This is a genomic window from Kitasatospora sp. NPDC032121 (assembly GCF_055580145.1).
The window spans coordinates 1,206,183-1,223,145 of record NZ_JBVILX010000001.1; the positions used below are offsets into that span (position 1 = coordinate 1,206,183).

A 16,963-nucleotide genomic window follows, 5' to 3' on the forward strand; every position below is an offset into this window, starting at 1 on the left:
AGGGCCCCGGCCGCTCCTGGAATCCAGGGAGCGGCCGGGGCCCTCTGCCGTGGGAGGCCGGTCAGTCGCGGCGCAGGCCGCGGTCCAGCGCGGCGATCGCGCTGCCCTGGGCGTCGTCGCCGTCCAGCGACCAGACCATCACCCCGGCCAGGTCGTTCCAGCGCGTGTACCGCGCCTTCTGGGTGAGCACCTCGGCGGTGTCGTAGCTGTAGAAGGTGGTGCCGTCGTACTTCCAGGACGCGCCGTGGTCGCGGTCCAGGTGGACCTTGCCCGGCAGCTCGTTGATCTCCCGGTAGGAGCGGTCGGGCGCGGACGCGGTGGCGCTCTGGAAGAGGCCGCCGCGTTTGCCGGGGGCGACGCCGGTCCAGCCGTGGCCGTACAGCGGGGCGCCGAGGACGAGCTGCTCGGAGGGCATCCCGCGCTCCTGGTAGTGGGTCACGGCGGTGTCGGCGCTGCGCTGCCGAGGGTCCGGGTCGGTCGGGTCGGAGTACAGGTTGGCCTGGTGGTTGGCCGGGCCCTTGCCCTCCCAGGGGCCGTGCAGGTCGTAGGTCATCACGTTCAGCCAGTCCATCGACTCGCTCAGCTGCGGCAGTTCGAGCCGGTCGGCGACGGTCTCGTTGGCGGCCACGGCGGCGGTCAGCAGGTAGTGCTTGCCCTTCCTGCCGCTCAGCGCGTCCAGCTGGTCGCGGAACTCCCGCATCAGCAGCGTGAAGTTGTGCCCGTCCTCGGGGCGGACCACGTTGCCCGCGTCCCCGCCGCCGCCCGGGTACTCCCAGTCGATGTCGATGCCGTCGAAGACGCCCGCGGCCGCGCCCCGGCCGCCCTCCGGTGAGTCGGCCAGGACCGGCAGGTCGCCCTTGAGGTAGAGGTCGATGCAGGAGGAGACGAACTTCTTGCGGGACTCGTCGGTGGCGGCCGCGTCGGAGAAGTACTTGGACCAGGTCCAGCCGCCCAGCGAGATGACCGTGCGCAGCTGGGGGTTCTTCGCCTTGAGCTTGCGCAGCTGGTTGAAGTGGCCCTTCAGCGGCTGGCCCGGGGCGTCGGCCACGCCGTCCACCGACTCGGCGGCGGAGAAGGAGCGCTGGTAGTCGTCGCGGGCGTCGCCCTGGCCGGGCTCGTTGCTCTCGAAGCAGGTGCCGTCGGCGGAGACGTTGCCGAAGGCGTAGTTGATGACGGTGAGCCTGGCCGCCTGGCCGGACTCCTGGACCCGCTTGGCGGAGCTGTCGGCGCCCCACTGGGTGAAGTAGCCGACCCGCTGGCCCTTCAGCTTCGGGCCGTGCCGTCCGTCGGCGGCGTTGGCGGTGGCGGGGGCGGCGAGCAGCGCGGCGACGGTGGCGGCGGCGAGCAGGGCTGAGGCGCGAGTGGGCATACCGGACCTGTTCTCTGTAGCGACGTCAAATGGTCTGGACCAGATGGCACAGAGGTTTAGTCCATCCGCCGTTCACCGCACAAGGGGTCGGCGGCAACCGGCGCAGTATGCAAAAGCGGAGAGGGGCCGGACCGCGAAGTGCGGTCCGGCCCCTCTCAGGCCTGTGCCGGGACTCAGCCGATCAGCGAGCGCAGCACGTACTGCAGGATGCCGCCGTTGCGGTAGTAGTCCGCCTCACCGGGGGTGTCGATGCGGACGACCGCGTCGAACTCCTTGTCACCGGCCTTGACCTTGACGGTCTTCGGGGTGCGGCCCTCGTTGAGCTCGGTCACGCCGGTGATGGAGAAGGTCTCCTCGCCGGTCAGGCCGAGGGACTCGGCGTTCTCGCCCTCCGGGAACTGCAGCGGCAGGACGCCCATGCCGATCAGGTTCGAGCGGTGGATGCGCTCGTACGACTCGGCGATGACGGCCTTGACGCCCAGCAGCGCGGTGCCCTTGGCGGCCCAGTCGCGGGACGAGCCGGAGCCGTACTCCTTGCCGGCCAGGACGACCAGCGGGATGCCGGCGGCCTGGTAGTTCTGCGAGGCGTCGTAGATGAACGACACCGGCGCGTCGGCCTGGGTGAAGTCGCGGGTGTAGCCGCCCTCGGTGCCCGGCGCGATCTGGTTGCGCAGGCGGATGTTGGCGAAGGTGCCGCGGATCATCACCTCGTGGTTGCCACGACGGGAACCGTAGGAGTTGAAGTCGCGCTTCTCGACACCGTTGGCGGTCAGGTACTGCGCCGCCGGGGTGCCCGGCTTGATGTTGCCGGCCGGGGAGATGTGGTCGGTGGTGACCGAGTCGCCCAGCTTGGCCAGGACGCGGGCGCCGGCGATGTCGGTCACCGGGCTCGGGGTCTTGGCCATGCCCTCGAAGTACGGGGGCTTGCGGACGTAGGTGGACTCGGCGTCCCACTCGAAGGTGTTGCCGGTCGGGACCGGGAGCGACTGCCAGCGGTGGTCACCGGCGAAGACGTCCTGGTAGCCCTTGTCGAACATGGCCTCGTCGATGGAGCCGGCGACGACGTCGGCGACCTCCTGCTCCGACGGCCAGATGTCGGCGAGGAAGACGTCGTTGCCGTCGGCGTCCTGGCCCAGGGCGTCCTTGGTGATGTCGACGTTCATGTTGCCGGCGAGGGCGTAGGCGACCACCAGCGGCGGGGAGGCCAGGTAGTTCATCTTGACGTCGGGGTTGATCCGGCCCTCGAAGTTGCGGTTGCCGGAGAGCACCGAGACGACCGCGAGGTCGGACTCGTTGACGGCGGCCGAGACCTCCTCGGGCAGCGGGCCCGAGTTACCGATGCAGGTGACGCAGCCGTAGCCGACCAGGTTGAAGCCCAGCTTCTCCATGTACGGGAGCAGGCCGGCCTTCTCGTAGTAGTCCATGACGACCTTGGAGCCGGGCGCCAGGGTGGTCTTGACCCAGGGCTTGACGTGCAGGCCCTTCTCCACGGCCTTCTTCGCCAGCAGGGCGGCGCCCAGCATGACGGAGGGGTTGGAGGTGTTGGTGCAGGAGGTGATCGAGGCGATCACGACCGCGCCGTTGTCGATCTCGTAGGACGAGCCGTCGGGGGCGGTGACGGCGGTCGGCTTCGAGGCCTCGGCGGAGTAGGTCGGCAGCGCCTCGGTGAACTTCTCGGCGGCCTCGGCCAGGATCACGCGGTCCTGCGGGCGCTTCGGGCCGGAGATCGACGGGACGACGGTGGAGACGTCCAGCTCCAGGTACTCGGAGTAGACCGGCTCGTGCGACGGGTCGTGCCAGAGACCCTGCTCCTTGGCGTACGCCTCGACCAGGGCGAGCTGCTGCTCGTCACGGCCGGTGAGCTTCAGGTAGTTGATGGTCTCGGCGTCGATCGGGAAGATCGCGCAGGTCGAGCCGAACTCCGGCGACATGTTGCCGATGGTGGCGCGGTTGGCCAGCGGGATGGAGCCGATGCCGTCGCCGTAGAACTCGACGAACTTGCCGACCACACCGTGCTTGCGCAGCATCTCGGTGATGGTGAGCACCAGGTCGGTGGCGGTGGTGCCGGCCGGCAGCTCGCCGGTCAGCTTGAAGCCGACGACGCGCGGGATCAGCATGGAGACCGGCTGGCCGAGCATGGCGGCCTCGGCCTCGATGCCGCCGACGCCCCAGCCCAGCACGCCCAGGCCGTTGACCATGGTGGTGTGCGAGTCGGTGCCGACGCAGGTGTCCGGGTAGGCCTGGCCGCCGCGGACCATGACGGTGCGGGCCAGGTGCTCGATGTTCACCTGGTGGACGATGCCGGTGCCCGGCGGGACGACCTTGAACTCGTCGAAGGCGGTCTGGCCCCAGCGCAGGAACTGGTAGCGCTCCTTGTTGCGGCCGTACTCGATCTCGACGTTCTGGGTGAACGCGTCCTTGGTGCCGAACTTGTCGGCGATGACCGAGTGGTCGATGACCAGCTCGGCCGGGGCCAGCGGGTTGATCTTCGCCGGGTCGCCGCCCAGCTCCTTGACGGCCTCGCGCATGGTGGCGAGGTCGACCACGCACGGCACACCGGTGAAGTCCTGCATGATCACGCGGGCCGGGGTGAACTGGATCTCCTGGCTCGGCTGGGCGTTCTCGTCCCAGTTGCCGAGGGCGCGGATGTGGTCGGCGGTGATGTTCGCGCCGTCCTCCGTGCGGAGCAGGTTCTCCAGCAGCACCTTGAGGCTGTACGGCAGCCGCTCGGAACCCTCGACGGCGGAGAGCTTGAAGATCTCGTACGACTCGTCGCCCACCTGCAGCGAGCTGCGGGCGTCGAAGCTGTTCGCGGACACGACTGACTCCTTCTGGGTGCTTCGTGCGGTATCCGGCCGTCACGCGGTGGTAAGGTCAGCCTTACTTAGGCCTACCTTGCCCGCATCGCCGGCGAGCGCCTCTCGGCAAGTATCTTGATGTCGAGATATATCGTAGGGGGCAGTTATCTCGATGTCGAGATAAACCATAGTGCATGCCGTGCCTCACCGGTCGTCCGGGCCGCGCCGCTTGCGCTCCAGCCTGATCAGCCGGACCGCACCCGCCACGACGGCGGCCGCCATCAGCAGCACCACCACAAGCTCACCACCGGATCCGCCGGTCGGCGAGGGGGCGATGTCGGCCGGCAGGGTCGTCGTCACTCTTCGTCCTCCGTTCGCGCCCGGTTCGCTCCAGGCCCAGAACCGGCATCAACAGCACCGGGAACTCCAGATACACGGGGTAACTCGCCAACGCCGCGTACACCGACCGGCCCTGGGCGCAATCCACGGCGAACAACAGGGCCGGCAGCACACCCGCGCCCACGCCCAGCCTCCAGGCCCGCACCCCGCGCAGCTCCGGCGCCCGGGCGTCGAAACGCTCCGCCGCCTCCCTGCCGGCCGGGCTGCTGATCGGGTCCTGAGCGCCGCCCTCCCCCGGCCGCAACGCGGGCTGCCGGGCTCGGGCGTCCGACCATCGCAGCGGGCGGAGCCCGCCACGACGGGGCGCGGCCAGGAACGTTCCGTCCACCCCACCCTGGGCGCCCCGGGCCCGGCTCCGCCGGACGGGAGCCGCCCCGGTACCGTGGCCGGTGAGTTGACGTGCGGGGACGGGCAGGGGCCGACTGATGATCGTGGTGGACGCATCCGCTCTGGTACTGGCACTCGCCGACCAGGGCCCGCGCGGGGTCAGGGCCCGCGCGGAACTCGCCTCCGGCGGCGAGTGGGTGGCGCCCGAGCACATCGTCGTCGAGGTGATGCAGTCGCTTCGCGGGCTCTACCTGGCCAAGGAGCTGACCGCCGAGCGGGTCGCCGAACTCGCCGGGGAGCTCGCGGCGGTGACGATCCGCAAGGTCGAGGTGGCGCCGCTGCTCGGCCGGATCTGGGAACTCAAGGACAACCTGACCCCGGACGACGCCGCGTACGTCGCGGTCGCCGAGCGGTACGGGGTACCGCTGGTCACCGCCGACCTGCGGCTGATGCGGGCCAGCGGGCCGCGCTGCGAGATCCGGGGGATCCGGCGGGACGCGGACTGAGGGCGTCGCCGGCACGGGGAGGGCCGGGGGTGTCCTGGGAGCCCCGGCCGCGTTAGCAGGGCGACCGTCGCCCCGCCCCTGGAAGGCCCCGTCCCGATGACCGCTCCGCTCGCCGCCGCCCTGCTGGCACTGGCCCTACTCGCCCCCGCCGCCTCGCCGGTCTCCGTCACCGAGGCCGCCTTCGACCCGGCCACCGCCTTCGTCCCGCCCACCGCGATCAGCTACGCGAGCGACCTGGTGCCGTACGGCTCGCACGCCCGGATCGTCACCGACCGCTCGCTGCCCGGGCGGACGGTGCTCACCCTGACGGTCTCGGGGCTCGCCCCCGACCACGAGTTCCCGGCGCACCTCCACACCGGCGACTGCGGGGTCGACCCGGCCTCCTCCGGCCCGCACTACCAGAACGTGGTCGACCCGGTGCAGCCGTCCACCGACCCGGTGTACGCCAACGAGGGCAACGAGCTGCGGCTGGTGCTGCGGACCGACCGGCAGGGAGTGGGCAGCGCCGCCACCGCGGTGGCCTGGCAGCCGCGGCCGGGCGAGGCGCGTTCGCTGGTGCTGCACGCGGGTACCCCGGCCGGCCGGCACGCGGCGGGTGACCGGGTGGCCTGCGTCAGCCTGGACGGCTGAGGCCGGCGCCGGCGCCGCGGGGAGCCGCCCGTGGCCCGGAGAGTCGTTCGGGCCCAGGAGCCGTTCGGACCGGAAGGGTCCTCGCCCCTCACTCCTCGGTCAGGAGCCGGGAGTCAGGAGCCGAGGGTGGCGACCAGCACCGCCTTGATGGTGTGCAGCCGGTTCTCGGCCTGGTCGAACACGATGGAGTGCGCCGACTCGAACAGTTCGTCGGTGCACTCCAGCTCGCTCATGCCGGTCGCCTCGTACATCTGCCGCCCGACCACCGTGCCGAGGTCGTGGAAGGCGGGCAGGCAGTGCAGGAACTTCACGTCCGGGTTGCCGGTGGCCCGGACGGTGTCCATGGAGACCTGGTACGGCTTGAGCAGCTCGATCCGCTCGGCCCAGACCTCCTTGGGCTCGCCCATCGAGACCCAGACGTCGGTGTAGAGGAAGTCGGCGCCGGCCACGCCCTCGGCCACGTCCTCGGTGAGGGTGATCCGGGCCCCGGTCGTGTCGGCCAGGTCCCGCGCCGACTTCTGCACCTCCTCGGTCGGCCAGAGCGCGCGCGGGGCGACGATCCGGATGTCCATGCCGAGCATGGCGCCGGTGACCAGCAGCGAGTTGCCCATGTTGGAGCGGGCGTCACCGAGGTAGGCGAGGGCGACCTCGGGGAGCGGCTTGGGCGTGTGCTCGGTGACGGTGAGCACGTCGGCCAGCATCTGGGTGGGGTGCCACTCGTCGGTCAGGCCGTTCCAGACCGGGACGCCGGCGTACTCGGCCAGTTCCTCGACGATCTCCTGGCCGTGGCCGCGGTACTCGATGCCGTCGAACATCCGGCCGAGCACCCGGGCGGTGTCCCTGATGGACTCCTTGTGGCCGATCTGGGAGCCCGTGGGGTCCAGGTAGGTGGTGGTGGCGCCCTGGTCGTGGGCGGCGACCTCGAAGGCGCAGCGGGTGCGGGTGGAGGTCTTCTCGAAGATCAGCGCGATGTTCCTGCCGCGCAGTCTGGGCTGCTCGGTGCCGGCGTACTTCGCCGCCTTGAGCGTGGCGGCGAGGTCCACCAGGAAGCGGAACTCCTGGGGCGTGAAGTCGAGCTCCTTGAGGAAGTGCCTGTTCCGGAGGTTGAAGGCCATGCCGGGCTCCTGGGGTGACGGGACTGGAGGAAGCGGCAAGTCTATACGATACTCGGAATTTCTATACAGAGCGAGGCCGGGACGGTCCCGCAGGAGGGGGTTCCGGAGGAGCCCACGGGGAGCCGCGGGGAGCCCGCGGGGAGCCCGAGAAGGGCTCCCCGCCTTCCGGCACCGCGCTCACAGTCGCGGATCGACCGGCTCCGACTCCAGCGCGAGCACCGCGAAGACCGGCTCGTGCACCCGCCACAGCGGCTCCCCCGCCGCCAGCCGGTCCAGCGCCTCCAGGCCCAGCGCGTACTCGCGCAGCGCCAGCGAGCGCTTGTGGCCCAGCGCGCGCAGGCGCAGCCGGTCGAGGTGCTCGGTGTAGTCCGGGCCGTAGATGATCCGCAGGTACTCCCGGCCGCGCACCTTCACCCCGGGCTGCACCAGGCCGCCCGGCCGGCCCTCGCCGCGCACCGTGCGCACCAGCGAGGCCAGCGGCTTGACCACCATGCCCTCGCCGCCCGCCCCGGTCAGCTCCTCCCACCAGGCGGTGGCGGCGGCCATCGAGGCCTCGTCCTCGGTGTCCACCAGGATCCGGCGGGTACGGTGCAGCACCGGCTCCTTACGGTGCTCCGGGTGCTCCGGGTGCTGAGGGTCCTGCTGCGGGTGCTGCGGGGGCTGAGGGTGTTCCGTGCCGTCGGCGGCGCCGGTCGCGTCGGCGGCCACCAGGCGGTCGATCCGGGCCAGGTGCTCGTCGTGCGGGCGCACCGCCAGGTTCGCCCGCTCGGCCGCGAGCAGCTGGAACGGTGCGAGCCGGATGCCCGACAGGCCCTCCGTCGGCCAGCAGTAACGCCGGTACGCCTCGGTGAACGCCTGCGCGTCGGCCGCGCGCTGCCGCTGGCGGGCGGTCAGGTGGGCCAGGTCCAGGCCGCGCCCGGCCGCCCGCTCCAGCGCGGACAGCACCTCCGGCAGGACGGCGCCCGCCGCCGCGCCGACCGCCGCGTACTGGCGGCGCAGCAGTTCCACCGCCTTCAGCGACCAGGGCATCAGCTCGGCGTCCAGCAGCAGCCAGTCGGTGGCCAGCTCCTCGAACAGCCCGGCGCGCTCGGCGGCCTCCCGGACCCGGCCGAGCACGGCGCCGGTCAGCTCCTCGTCGGCGAGGAAGGCGCGGCCGGTCCGGGTCCAGATCGCACCGGGGCCGGCCACGCCGAAGCGGCGCTCCAGCGCGGCCTCGTCCCGGGCGACCAGCAGCACCGCGCGCGAGCCCATGTGCTTCTCCTCGCAGACCAGGTGCCGCACGCCGTCGGCCCGGTAGCCGAGGAAGGCCTCCTCCGGGTGCTCCAGGTAGCCGTCCCGGCGGGAGGTGGCGCTCGGTGCCATGGTCGGCGGCAGGTAGGCGAGCAGCCGCGGGTCCAGCGCGAAGCGGCTCATCACCTCCAGCGCAGCGGCCGCGTTCTCCTCCCGGACGGCCACCCGCCCGTGCAGCCCGGTCTCGACGATCCGGCGCCCGGCCACGTCGGCGAGGTCCAGCGGACGGCCCTCGCGGGCGCCCGGCGCGTCGGTGACCAGCGGACGCACCGGGGCGTACCACTCGCGCTCCGCCTCGACGCTCACCAGCTCGCGCTCCGGGTAGCGCAGCGCGGTCAGGCTGCCGCCGAAGACGCAGCCGGTGTCCAGGCAGACGGTGTTGTTGACGAAGCTCGCGACCGGCACCGGGGTGTGGCCGTAGACCACCAGCGCCCGGCCCCGGTACTCCTCCGCCCACGGGTAGCGCACCGGCAGGCCGTACTCGTCGGTCTCGCCGGTGGTGTCCCCGTACAGCGCGTGCGAGCGGACCCGGCCGGAGTTGCGGCCGTGGTACCTCTCCGGCAGGCCGGCGTGGCAGACCACCAGGGCGCCGCCGTCCAGCAGGTAGTGGCTGACCAGGCCGCGCATGAACGCGCGGACCTCGGCCCGGAACTCCTCGCTCTCCCCCGCCAGCTGGTCCAGCGACTCCTGGAGGCCGTAGGCGACGTTGACCTTCTTGCCGTCCATCGCCCGGCCCAGCTTGTTCTCGTGGTTGCCCGGCACGCAGAGCGCGTGGCCGGCCGCCACCATGCCCATCACCAGGCGCAGCACGCCCGGAGTGTCGGGACCGCGGTCGACCAGGTCGCCGACGAAGACGGCGGTGCGGCCCGCGGGGTGCGCGGCGTCCACCGGGCGGCCCTCGGCGTCCCGGGTGAGCGTGTAGCCGAGCCGGATCAACAGGGTCTCCAGCTCGGAGCGGCAGCCGTGGATGTCGCCGACGAGGTCGAACGGGCCGGTGAGGTGACGCAGGTCGTTGTAGCGCTTCTCCAGCACGATCTCGGCGGCCGCGACCTCGGCCTCGCCGCGCAGGACGTGCACCTTGCGGAAGCCCTCGCGCTCCAGGCCGCGGAGGGAGCGGCGCAGTTCCCGGTGCTGGCGGGGGATCACGTGGGCCGGCAGCTGACGGTCCGGACGGGAGCGGTTGCGCTCGGCGCACACCCCCGGTGGGACGTCCAGGACGATCGCGATCGGCAGCACGTCGTGCTCGCGGGCGATCGCGACCAGCTGCCGACGCGCCTCGGGCTGCACGTTGGTGGCGTCCACGACGGTCAGCCGGCCGGCCGCCAGGCGCTTGCCGACGATGTAGTGCAGGACGTCGAAGGCCTCGGCGGAGGCGGACTGGTCGTTCTCGTCGTCGGCGACCAGGCCCCGGCAGAAGTCGGAGGAGACCACCTGGGTGGGCAGGAAGTGGCGGCGGGCGAAGGTGGACTTGCCCGCGCCGCTGGTGCCGATCAGGACGACGAGGGAGACGTCGGTGACGGGGAGGCGGCGGGGGGTGGCGCTCTCCGCACCGTCCTGGTCCCGGCTCTCGCCGGGGGTGTCGGTCGCGTCATCGGTCATCGGGGCTCGCCTCCTTCGGGCGTGGTGGTCGTGGTGGGTGCCGTGGTCGTAGCGGTCGGAGTGGACGTGGTGGGCGCGGTGGGCAGGGTGGGCATGGTGGTCGTGGTGAACAGGGCCAGCTGGGTCGGGGCGCCGACCTCCTCGTCCTGTGGACCGACCGGGCGCAGCTCCACGGTGTAGCCGTACGCGGCGGCGACCTTCCCGGTCCAGGCGCGGAACTCGGCCCGGGACCACTCGAAGCGGTGGTCGGCGTGCCGGACGGCGCCCGCCGGCAGGCTGTCCCAGCGGACGTTGTACTCGGCGTTCGGCGTGGTGACCACGACCGTCCTCGGCCGGGCGGCGCCGAACACCGCGTATTCCAGCGCGGGCAGCCGCGGCAGGTCCAGGTGCTCGATCACCTCGCACAGCACCGCCGCGTCGAAGCCCTTGAGCCGGACGTCGGTGTAGGTGAGCGCTCCCTGCACCAGCGACACCCGGGCCGCCTGACGCTCCGACAACCGCTCCAGGCCCAGCTTACGACTCGCCACCCGCAGCGCCCTGGTGGAGACGTCCACGCCGAGGATCCCGGTGAACCGGGCGTCCTTGAGCAGCTCGCCGATCAACTCGCCCTGGCCGCAACCGAGATCGGCGACGCGGGCGGCGCCGGTCTCGCGCAGCGCGGTGAGGATCGCGGCGCGGCGCTGCTCGGCGAGCGAGGGCTGCCTGGGCTCCGGCTGTTCCCGCACCTCCTCCTCGGGCCGGTCGTCGACCGCGTTGTCGATCTCCTCGACCTCGCGGTCGTCGGCCTCCGCCAGCCGGGCCAGCTCCAGTCGCTCCATCGCGGCCCTGGTCAGCGACCAGCGCCGGGCAAGGTAGCGGCGGGTGATCAGGGCGCGCTCCGGGTGGGCCGCCAGCCAGCCCTGGCCGGCCGCGAGCAGCTTGTCCACCTCGTCCGGGGCGACCCAGTAGTGCTTGGCGCCGTCCAGCACCGGCAGCAGCACGTACAGCTGCTGGAGCGCGTCGGCGAGCCGGACCGCGTCGGAGGTGAGCGCGATCCGCACGTGGCGGGACTCGCCCCACTCGGGGAAGGACTCGTCCAGCGCGATCGCCGTCGCCTCGACCCGCCAGCCCAGCGGCTCGAACAGCCGGGCCACCAGGGCCGCGCCGCCGCCCTCGCCCGCGCCGTTCACGGGTACGGCGGGCAGCTCGATCCGCAGCGGGCGCACCCGCTCCGGCAGTTCCGGGCGGGCCGGGCAGGCGCCCTTCATGGCGGACCTGAACACCGTCCGCAGCGCCACCGCGAGCAGCGAGGACGCGGTGTACGGGCGGTCGTTGACGTACTGGGAGAGCGCGAAGTCGGGCGAGCCGCCGCGCCCCCTGCCGTCGCCCCGACCCTTGCGGACCAGTGCGATCGGGTCGATGTCCAGCAGCAGTGCCGCCGTGCAGAGCTCGTCCCCCGCCTCGGGGTAGAAGACGTGGGCCTCGCCGTGCGACGTGGTGAATTGCTGGACCTTGCCGGGGTGCTTGTGCAGCAGGAACCCGAGGTCCGTGGCCGGGGCCTCGGCGCTGCCGGTGGTGGAGATCGACATGAACACCCGCTGAAGTATTGCCCAGCACCGGAGCGCCGAGCACCGGGTTTTCCCGCCACGCGGGCCGCCGACCAGCGCGTCCGCCGGGCGCGTCCGCCCGGTGGGCGTGTTCGGCACCGGGGCCCCGCATTGGTTAACGTGCACGGTGTGACTGCTGAATCCACCTCGCTCGAATCCACCTCCGCGGCGACCGGCGCCGTGGCCGCCGGCCTGGCCACCATCGCCGCCGACGGCACCGTCCTCGACACCTGGTTCCCCGCTCCCGCGCTGGCCGCCGAGCCCGGCCCGGCCGGCACCGTCCGGCTGACCACCGAGCAGGCCGAGGCCGAGCTCGGTGCCGGCGCGGCCGAGGCGCTGCGCGCCGACGCGCGCCGCGGCGTCGAGGTGGTCGCCGTGCGCACCACCATCGCCTCGCTGGACGAGAAGCCGCTCGACACGCACGACGTGTACCTGCGCCTGCACCTGCTCAGCCACCGGCTGGTCAAGCCGCACGGCCAGAACCTGGACGGCATCTTCGGCCTGCTGGCCAACGTCGCCTGGACCAGCATCGGCCCCGTCCCGGTGGACAAGGTCGAGCAGGCCCGCCTGGCCGTGCGCGCCCAGGGCGGCCAGCTGGCCGTGTACGGGATCGACAAGTTCCCGCGGATGACCGACTACGTCGCCCCGACCGGTGTGCGCATCGCCCACGCCGACCGCGTCCGGCTCGGCGCGCACCTGGCCGCCGGCACCACCGTGATGCACGAGGGCTTCGTCAACTTCAACGCCGGCACGCTGGGCACCTCCATGGTCGAGGGCCGGATCAGCGCGGGCGTCGTCGTCGGCGACCACAGCGACATCGGCGGCGGCGCCTCGATCATGGGCACCCTGTCCGGTGGCGGCAAGCAGGTCGTCTCGGTCGGCGAGCGCTGCCTGCTCGGCGCCAACGCGGGCATCGGCATCTCGCTCGGCAGCGACTGCGTGGTCGAGGCCGGCCTGTACGTGACCGCCGGCACCCGGGTCACCACTCCGGACGGCACGGTGGCCAAGGCCGTCGAGCTGTCCGGCCAGGACAACCTGCTGTTCCGCCGCAACTCGCAGAGCGGCGCGGTCGAGGTCATCGCCCGCTCCGGCTCCTGGGGCGGTCTGAACGCCGACCTGCACGCCCACAACTGACCTACAGGCAGGGGTTGTCGGGGTCCGGCGCCGGGTGGCGCCGGACCCCGCGCGCTTCCGGGGGCCGCGCGCTTCCCGGGAACCGCTCGTTCCCCGGGTTCGGCCGCGACCGGGGCCGGTCGTGGTCCGGGTGCGGCCGCGACCGGGGCGGCTCGTGGTCCGGGTGCGGATCGGGCACCACTGCGCGTGGACCTGCCCGCGCGGGCGTCAGGGCTTGCGGTGGCGCCCCGGCGCCTTCCTCGGCCGCCGGGCCTGACGCCCGGGCCGCGGCGCTCCCGCGCCCTCGATCCCGTACAGGATCCGTTGGGCGGTGGCGTAGTCCTCGGCCACCGTCTCCGGCAGCCACTGGTAGCCGTCCCAGCGCACGATCAGCCTCGGTTCACCCGGCGTCACATGGGCGCCCCGCTGTCGCCCGCCGGTGAGCCGTACGGCCCGCAACTGCCCGACCGGCCGTAGCCGTTGCGCCCGCCTGGCTGCCCACGACGCCAGCGGTTCCTCCTCGTCCATCGCCCCAGTCTGGCCTCCCGCCGCCGTCGCCCGACACCCGCGTCACCCGACCGGGCGAGGCGCGTTTCAGTCCCTTCGCTCCCTTCTTCCACACTCCACTCCCTCCGCCGCCCGCCGTCGCCCGACGCCGTCTTCTCACGTGCTCCTGAGGACCACCAGCCGTTGCGTCGCCCTGGTCATCGCGACATAGCGGTCGACGGCTCCCTCGACGCCCCCGCCGAACGCCTCCGGGTCGACCAGGACGACCAGGTCGAACTCGAGCCCCTTGGACAGCTCCGGGGTCAGCGACCGGACCCGCGGCCGCGCCTCGAAGCCGGGGGCGCCGATCACACAGGCGATCCCCTCGGCGTGCTCGGCGAGCCAGCCGTCCAGGACGGCGTCCAGCTCCGACGCCGACCCGTGCGCGACGGGGATGCCGCTGCTGCGGACGGAGGTCGGCACGTTGGCGTCGGGCAGCGCGGCCCGGATCGCGGGCTCGGCTTCGGCCATGACCTCTTCCGGCGTCCGGTAGTTGATGCTCAGCGAGGCCACCGTGCTCCGGTCGAGCCCGATCCGCTCGAGCCGCTCCCGCCAGGACTCCGTGAAACCGTGCCTGGCCTGTGCCCGGTCCCCGACGATGGTGAAGCTCCGGGACGGGCAGCGCAGCAGCAGCATCTGCCACTCCGCGTCGTTCAGCTCCTGGGCCTCGTCCACCACGATGTGCGCGAACGGCCCGGCGAGCGGTTCCGGGTCGGCGACGGGCAGGGCCGTCTCGTCGAGCAGGGTGTCCTGGAGGTCGCGCCCGCGCAGCATCGTCACCGCGCCCTCGCCGTCGTCGTCGGCCTGCAGGAGGTCGCCGATGACGTCGGCCATCCGTTCGCGCTCGGCGGCGGCCGCGGCCTCCCGCCGGCGCCGGCGCAGGTCCGCCTCCGGATCGCCGAGCCGCTGCCGGGCCGCGTCCAGCAGCGGCAGGTCGGAGACCGTCCAGGCCTGGGGCGCGTCCTTGCGCTGGAGCCGGCGGACCTCTTCGGGCGCCAGCCAGGGCGCGCACATCCGCAGGTAGGCGGGCACCGACCAGAGGTCGCCGACCAGGTCGGCCGCGTCGAGCAGCGGCCAGGCCCGGTTGAGCGTCTCGACCAGCTCGCGGTCCTGCCGCAGGGACCGGCGGAACAGCTCCGGCGAGACGCCCTCGTCCTCGTCCAGCTTGTCCATCAGGATCGTGGCCAGCTCCTCCCAGATCTGCTCGCGGGCCTCGTTGTGCGGGGTGCCCGGGTCCGGCGCGTCGAACGCGTCGGACCAGTCCTCGGCGCTCAGCCAGAGGTCGGCCCAGTGGGTGGTGACCTCCATGCCCTCGGTCGGCGGATCCTCGTAGAACCGGACGGCCTTCTCGATCGCCTTCACCATGTCGACCGAGGACTTCAGGCGGGCCACCCCGGCGTCCCGCTCGGCCCCGGCCTTCGCCCCCTCGGCGACGAGGTCCCGCACGGTGCAGGTGCGCACCCCCTCCTCGCCCAGGCTGGGCAGGACGTCGGCGACGTAGGCCAGGTAGGGCTGGTGCGGGCCGACGAACAGCACGCCGCCGCGCCGGTGGCCGAGCCTGGGGTCGGAGTAGAGCAGGTACGCGGAGCGGTGCAGCGCGACGACCGTCTTCCCGGTGCCGGGGCCGCCGTCCACCACCAGGGTGCCCCGGGACCCGGCCCGGATGACGGCGTCCTGGTCCGCCTGGATGGTGGCCAGCACGTCCCGCATCCGGGCCGACCGGTTGCCGCCCAGGCTGGCGATGAACGCGGACTGGTCGTCCAGCGCGGCGTGCCCCTCCAGGGCCTCGGCGGTGAACACCTCGTCCCAGTAGTCGCCGATCCGGCCGCCCGTCCAGCGGTACCGGCGACGGCTCGCCAGACCCATCGGGTCGGCGTGGGTGGCCGCGAAGAACGGCTCGGCGGCGGGCGAGCGCCAGTCGACCAGCAGTCGGCGCCCCTCACTGTCGGTGAGGCCGAGCCGCCCGATGTACACCGGCTCCGGGTCGTCCGCGAGGACGACCCGTCCCAGGCACAGGTCCAGCCCGAAGCGGCGCAGGGCACGCAGCCGACCGGTCAGCTTGTGCACCTCGATGTCCCGGTCCATCGCCTCCCGCCCGAGACCGCCCGGCGCGCGGCGGAGCGCGTCGAGGCGGTCGGACAGCTCGGCGATCGACTGCTCCAGGCTCTCCGCGACGGCCGCGAAGTGCCGCTCGTCCTCGCCGATCAGCTCGGGATCGGCCTTGGCGGCGAGGTGGGCGGGAAGGTCGAACGCGCTGGTGGTCCGGCTGTTCATGGCATCAGCTCCGATCTGAGGCCTGCGATTGTGCGCCCCCACGGGGGCCTTGCCGCAAGACCCCCCATGCGCTATACGTTGAGAGTGGCAAGGGGTGGGTTCTCCCCCGAGCCGTCTCCGCCCCACCTCCGCTCTCCTCTCCGGGCGTGTCCGCCGACGCCCCGCTCCGCGTCGCCGACCGCCACGCGGCTCTGCGTCACCGGCCGCCACCCGGCTCCGCGTCACCGGCCGCCGTCTCGCTCCGTGCCCCGAGCCGCTCCGCACCTAGCCGAGGCAGCGCCGCGACGGCAACCCCGCCTCACCCGGGAGGCTTACCGCGCGCCGGAGTTGGACCGCATCGGGTGGTGTCCGGGTGACGACATCCGGAGCGGTTCGTTGGGTGCAACGGCGGGGTGGGTGCCCCGGTGGCGGGCAACTGCCGCCTCCCGCCGTGCGGCCGAGCCACCGTCGGCCGCTCCACGCCGCACCACCGATCCGAAGAGGTCCCGTGATGTCCGAACCATCTGCCACGCCGCAGTTCCCGAGCAGCCCGACGGGCTCGGCCGACGGCACCTCGGCCGGACCCGCAACCCCCAAGAGCCTGCTGGAGCAGATGCAGGAACTGCTCGCCTCCGTCACCGCGGACCTCGACGAACTCCAGGGCTCCGTCCCCGGGAGCGGCGACTCCACCGCCTATCCGACCGGCACGGACACCTCCGAGGCCTCGGACGCCCCGGGCTCCCGGTAGCCCGCCGACCGTTCCTCCTCGGCCGGCCCGCCGGCCCCGGGCGGGCCACCGTCGCCCGGCGGGCCACTGCCGAAGGGCAAGCCGCGGCCACTCGCCGCGCCGCCGCCCGGCGGACCGGCCTCGCCCGGCGGGCCGAGCCGGACCACCAGTAACGGCGCCCCGCCACCGGCCCGGTCCCGTTCCGCCCCTCCGAGCAGCGCGGGCTGCGCCTCTCCGCCCCGGACCGCCGCCTCGCGCAGCCGCGCGGTGAGGTCCTTGCACTCCGACACCGCGTCGACGCCGTCGATGCACGTCCAGTAGAGGCTCTCGGTGTCCGCCCCGCAGGCCAGCACCACCAGCGTCTCGCCGACCTCCTGGAGCAGCCCGTCGAGCGCTCCGAGAGCGGGCTCCAAGTCCCCGAGGTCGGTGAGCCGCGCGGCCCGGCCGCCGCTCACCAGGGCGGCGCGGACCACGGAGCGGTCCAGGCAGACCGCCGCGTGCGCCCCGGCCTCGGACAGCTGCTGCCCCAGCCCGGTGAGCTCCTCGTCCTCCGACTCCGCCAGCCTGGCGCCCACCGCCTCGGTGAGCAGCGCGGCCTGCCGCGCCTCGGCCAGGACGTCCGGTACGTGCCTGGCCTCGGCCAGGGCGTGCCGGGCCGTCTTGATCAGTCGCAGCGCCTCCATGGCCACCGCTCCCCTCGCTCGC

General features: G+C 73.0%; 13 protein-coding genes. 4 read left to right on the forward strand and 9 right to left on the reverse strand.

Annotated elements, in window-relative coordinates; translation table 11 throughout:
• Positions 1 to 61: 61 nt before the first annotated feature.
• The 3 genes from ACZ5OX_RS05625 to ACZ5OX_RS05635 all read right to left on the reverse strand — a co-directional run bounded on the left by ACZ5OX_RS05625 (position 62) and on the right by ACZ5OX_RS05635 (position 4,527).
• Positions 62 to 1,369, reverse strand: a complete 1,308-nt coding sequence (locus ACZ5OX_RS05625; protein WP_449792688.1) for a glycoside hydrolase family 18 protein — start codon at positions 1,367 to 1,369, stop codon at positions 62 to 64.
• Positions 1,370 to 1,542: 173 nt separating this feature from the next.
• The gene (gene acnA / locus ACZ5OX_RS05630) at positions 1,543 to 4,188 is read right to left on the reverse strand and encodes an aconitate hydratase AcnA (protein WP_465628840.1); all 2,646 of its coding nucleotides are present in this window, start codon (positions 4,186 to 4,188) and stop codon (positions 1,543 to 1,545) included.
• 183 nt (positions 4,189 to 4,371) lie between these two features.
• Entirely contained in the window at positions 4,372 to 4,527 is a 156-nt protein-coding gene (locus tag ACZ5OX_RS05635) for a hypothetical protein (RefSeq protein WP_465628841.1), read from the reverse strand.
• A 464-nt stretch (positions 4,528 to 4,991) separates the two neighbouring features.
• Here ACZ5OX_RS05635 and ACZ5OX_RS05640 point away from each other — a divergent pair, with 464 nt between their 5' ends.
• Entirely contained in the window at positions 4,992 to 5,399 is a 408-nt protein-coding gene (locus ACZ5OX_RS05640; protein ID WP_465628842.1) for a type II toxin-antitoxin system VapC family toxin, read from the forward strand.
• Positions 5,400 to 5,495: 96 nt separating this feature from the next.
• On the forward strand, positions 5,496 to 6,029 hold the full coding sequence (locus ACZ5OX_RS05645; RefSeq protein ID WP_465628843.1) for a superoxide dismutase family protein: 534 nt from the start codon (positions 5,496 to 5,498) through the stop codon (positions 6,027 to 6,029).
• Positions 6,030 to 6,142: 113 nt separating this feature from the next.
• Here ACZ5OX_RS05645 and argF read toward each other — a convergent pair whose 3' ends face one another.
• From argF to ACZ5OX_RS05660, 3 genes are all read right to left on the reverse strand, one after another.
• Positions 6,143 to 7,144: an ornithine carbamoyltransferase gene (argF, locus tag ACZ5OX_RS05650; protein WP_465628844.1), complete on the reverse strand. Its 1,002-nt coding sequence runs from the start codon at positions 7,142 to 7,144 to the stop codon at positions 6,143 to 6,145.
• A 177-nt stretch (positions 7,145 to 7,321) separates the two neighbouring features.
• Positions 7,322 to 10,033: a polynucleotide kinase-phosphatase gene (locus ACZ5OX_RS05655; protein WP_465628845.1), complete on the reverse strand. Its 2,712-nt coding sequence runs from the start codon at positions 10,031 to 10,033 to the stop codon at positions 7,322 to 7,324.
• Entirely contained in the window at positions 10,030 to 11,607 is a 1,578-nt protein-coding gene (locus ACZ5OX_RS05660) for a 3' terminal RNA ribose 2'-O-methyltransferase Hen1 (RefSeq protein WP_465628846.1), read from the reverse strand. Before ACZ5OX_RS05660 ends, ACZ5OX_RS05655 begins: the two co-directional genes overlap by 4 nt.
• Positions 11,608 to 11,748: 141 nt before the next feature.
• Here ACZ5OX_RS05660 and dapD point away from each other — a divergent pair, with 141 nt between their 5' ends.
• Positions 11,749 to 12,753 (forward strand): 2,3,4,5-tetrahydropyridine-2,6-dicarboxylate N-succinyltransferase, encoded by a 1,005-nt coding sequence (gene dapD, locus ACZ5OX_RS05665; RefSeq protein ID WP_465628847.1) that lies wholly within the window; start codon positions 11,749 to 11,751, stop codon positions 12,751 to 12,753.
• A 207-nt stretch (positions 12,754 to 12,960) separates the two neighbouring features.
• On the opposite strand, the gene ACZ5OX_RS05670 is transcribed toward dapD, so the two are convergent.
• Positions 12,961 to 13,260, reverse strand: a complete 300-nt coding sequence (locus ACZ5OX_RS05670) for a DUF6087 family protein (protein ID WP_392884343.1) — start codon at positions 13,258 to 13,260, stop codon at positions 12,961 to 12,963.
• 135 nt (positions 13,261 to 13,395) lie between these two features.
• A complete protein-coding gene (gene helR, locus ACZ5OX_RS05675; RefSeq protein ID WP_465628848.1) occupies positions 13,396 to 15,552 on the reverse strand; it encodes an RNA polymerase recycling motor ATPase HelR in 2,157 nt (718 codons plus the stop codon).
• A gap of 490 nt (positions 15,553 to 16,042) precedes the next feature.
• On the opposite strand from helR, the gene ACZ5OX_RS05680 reads away from it, so the two are divergent.
• Positions 16,043 to 16,279, forward strand: a complete 237-nt coding sequence (locus ACZ5OX_RS05680) for a hypothetical protein (protein ID WP_449807408.1) — start codon at positions 16,043 to 16,045, stop codon at positions 16,277 to 16,279.
• Here ACZ5OX_RS05680 and ACZ5OX_RS05685 read toward each other — a convergent pair.
• Positions 16,225 to 16,941: a DUF6099 family protein gene (locus ACZ5OX_RS05685; RefSeq protein WP_465628849.1), complete on the reverse strand. Its 717-nt coding sequence runs from the start codon at positions 16,939 to 16,941 to the stop codon at positions 16,225 to 16,227. The two genes, ACZ5OX_RS05680 and ACZ5OX_RS05685, sit on opposite strands and share 55 nt — an antisense overlap.
• Between the last annotated feature and the right edge of the window lie 22 nt (positions 16,942 to 16,963).

Coding starts and splice junctions, on each gene's coding strand:
- ACZ5OX_RS05625 (WP_449792688.1), bottom strand. CDS start 1,369: ATGCCCACTCGCGCCTCAGCCCTGCTCGCCGCCGCCACCGTCGCCGCG.
- ACZ5OX_RS05640 (WP_465628842.1), top strand. CDS start 4,992: ATGATCGTGGTGGACGCATCCGCTCTGGTACTGGCACTCGCCGACCAG.
- ACZ5OX_RS05645 (WP_465628843.1), top strand. CDS start 5,496: ATGACCGCTCCGCTCGCCGCCGCCCTGCTGGCACTGGCCCTACTCGCC.
- argF (WP_465628844.1), bottom strand. CDS start 7,144: ATGGCCTTCAACCTCCGGAACAGGCACTTCCTCAAGGAGCTCGACTTC.
- ACZ5OX_RS05655 (WP_465628845.1), bottom strand. CDS start 10,033: ATGACCGATGACGCGACCGACACCCCCGGCGAGAGCCGGGACCAGGAC.
- ACZ5OX_RS05670 (WP_392884343.1), bottom strand. CDS start 13,260: ATGGACGAGGAGGAACCGCTGGCGTCGTGGGCAGCCAGGCGGGCGCAA.
- helR (WP_465628848.1), bottom strand. CDS start 15,552: ATGAACAGCCGGACCACCAGCGCGTTCGACCTTCCCGCCCACCTCGCC.
- ACZ5OX_RS05680 (WP_449807408.1), top strand. CDS start 16,043: ATGTCCGAACCATCTGCCACGCCGCAGTTCCCGAGCAGCCCGACGGGC.
- ACZ5OX_RS05685 (WP_465628849.1), bottom strand. CDS start 16,941: ATGGAGGCGCTGCGACTGATCAAGACGGCCCGGCACGCCCTGGCCGAG.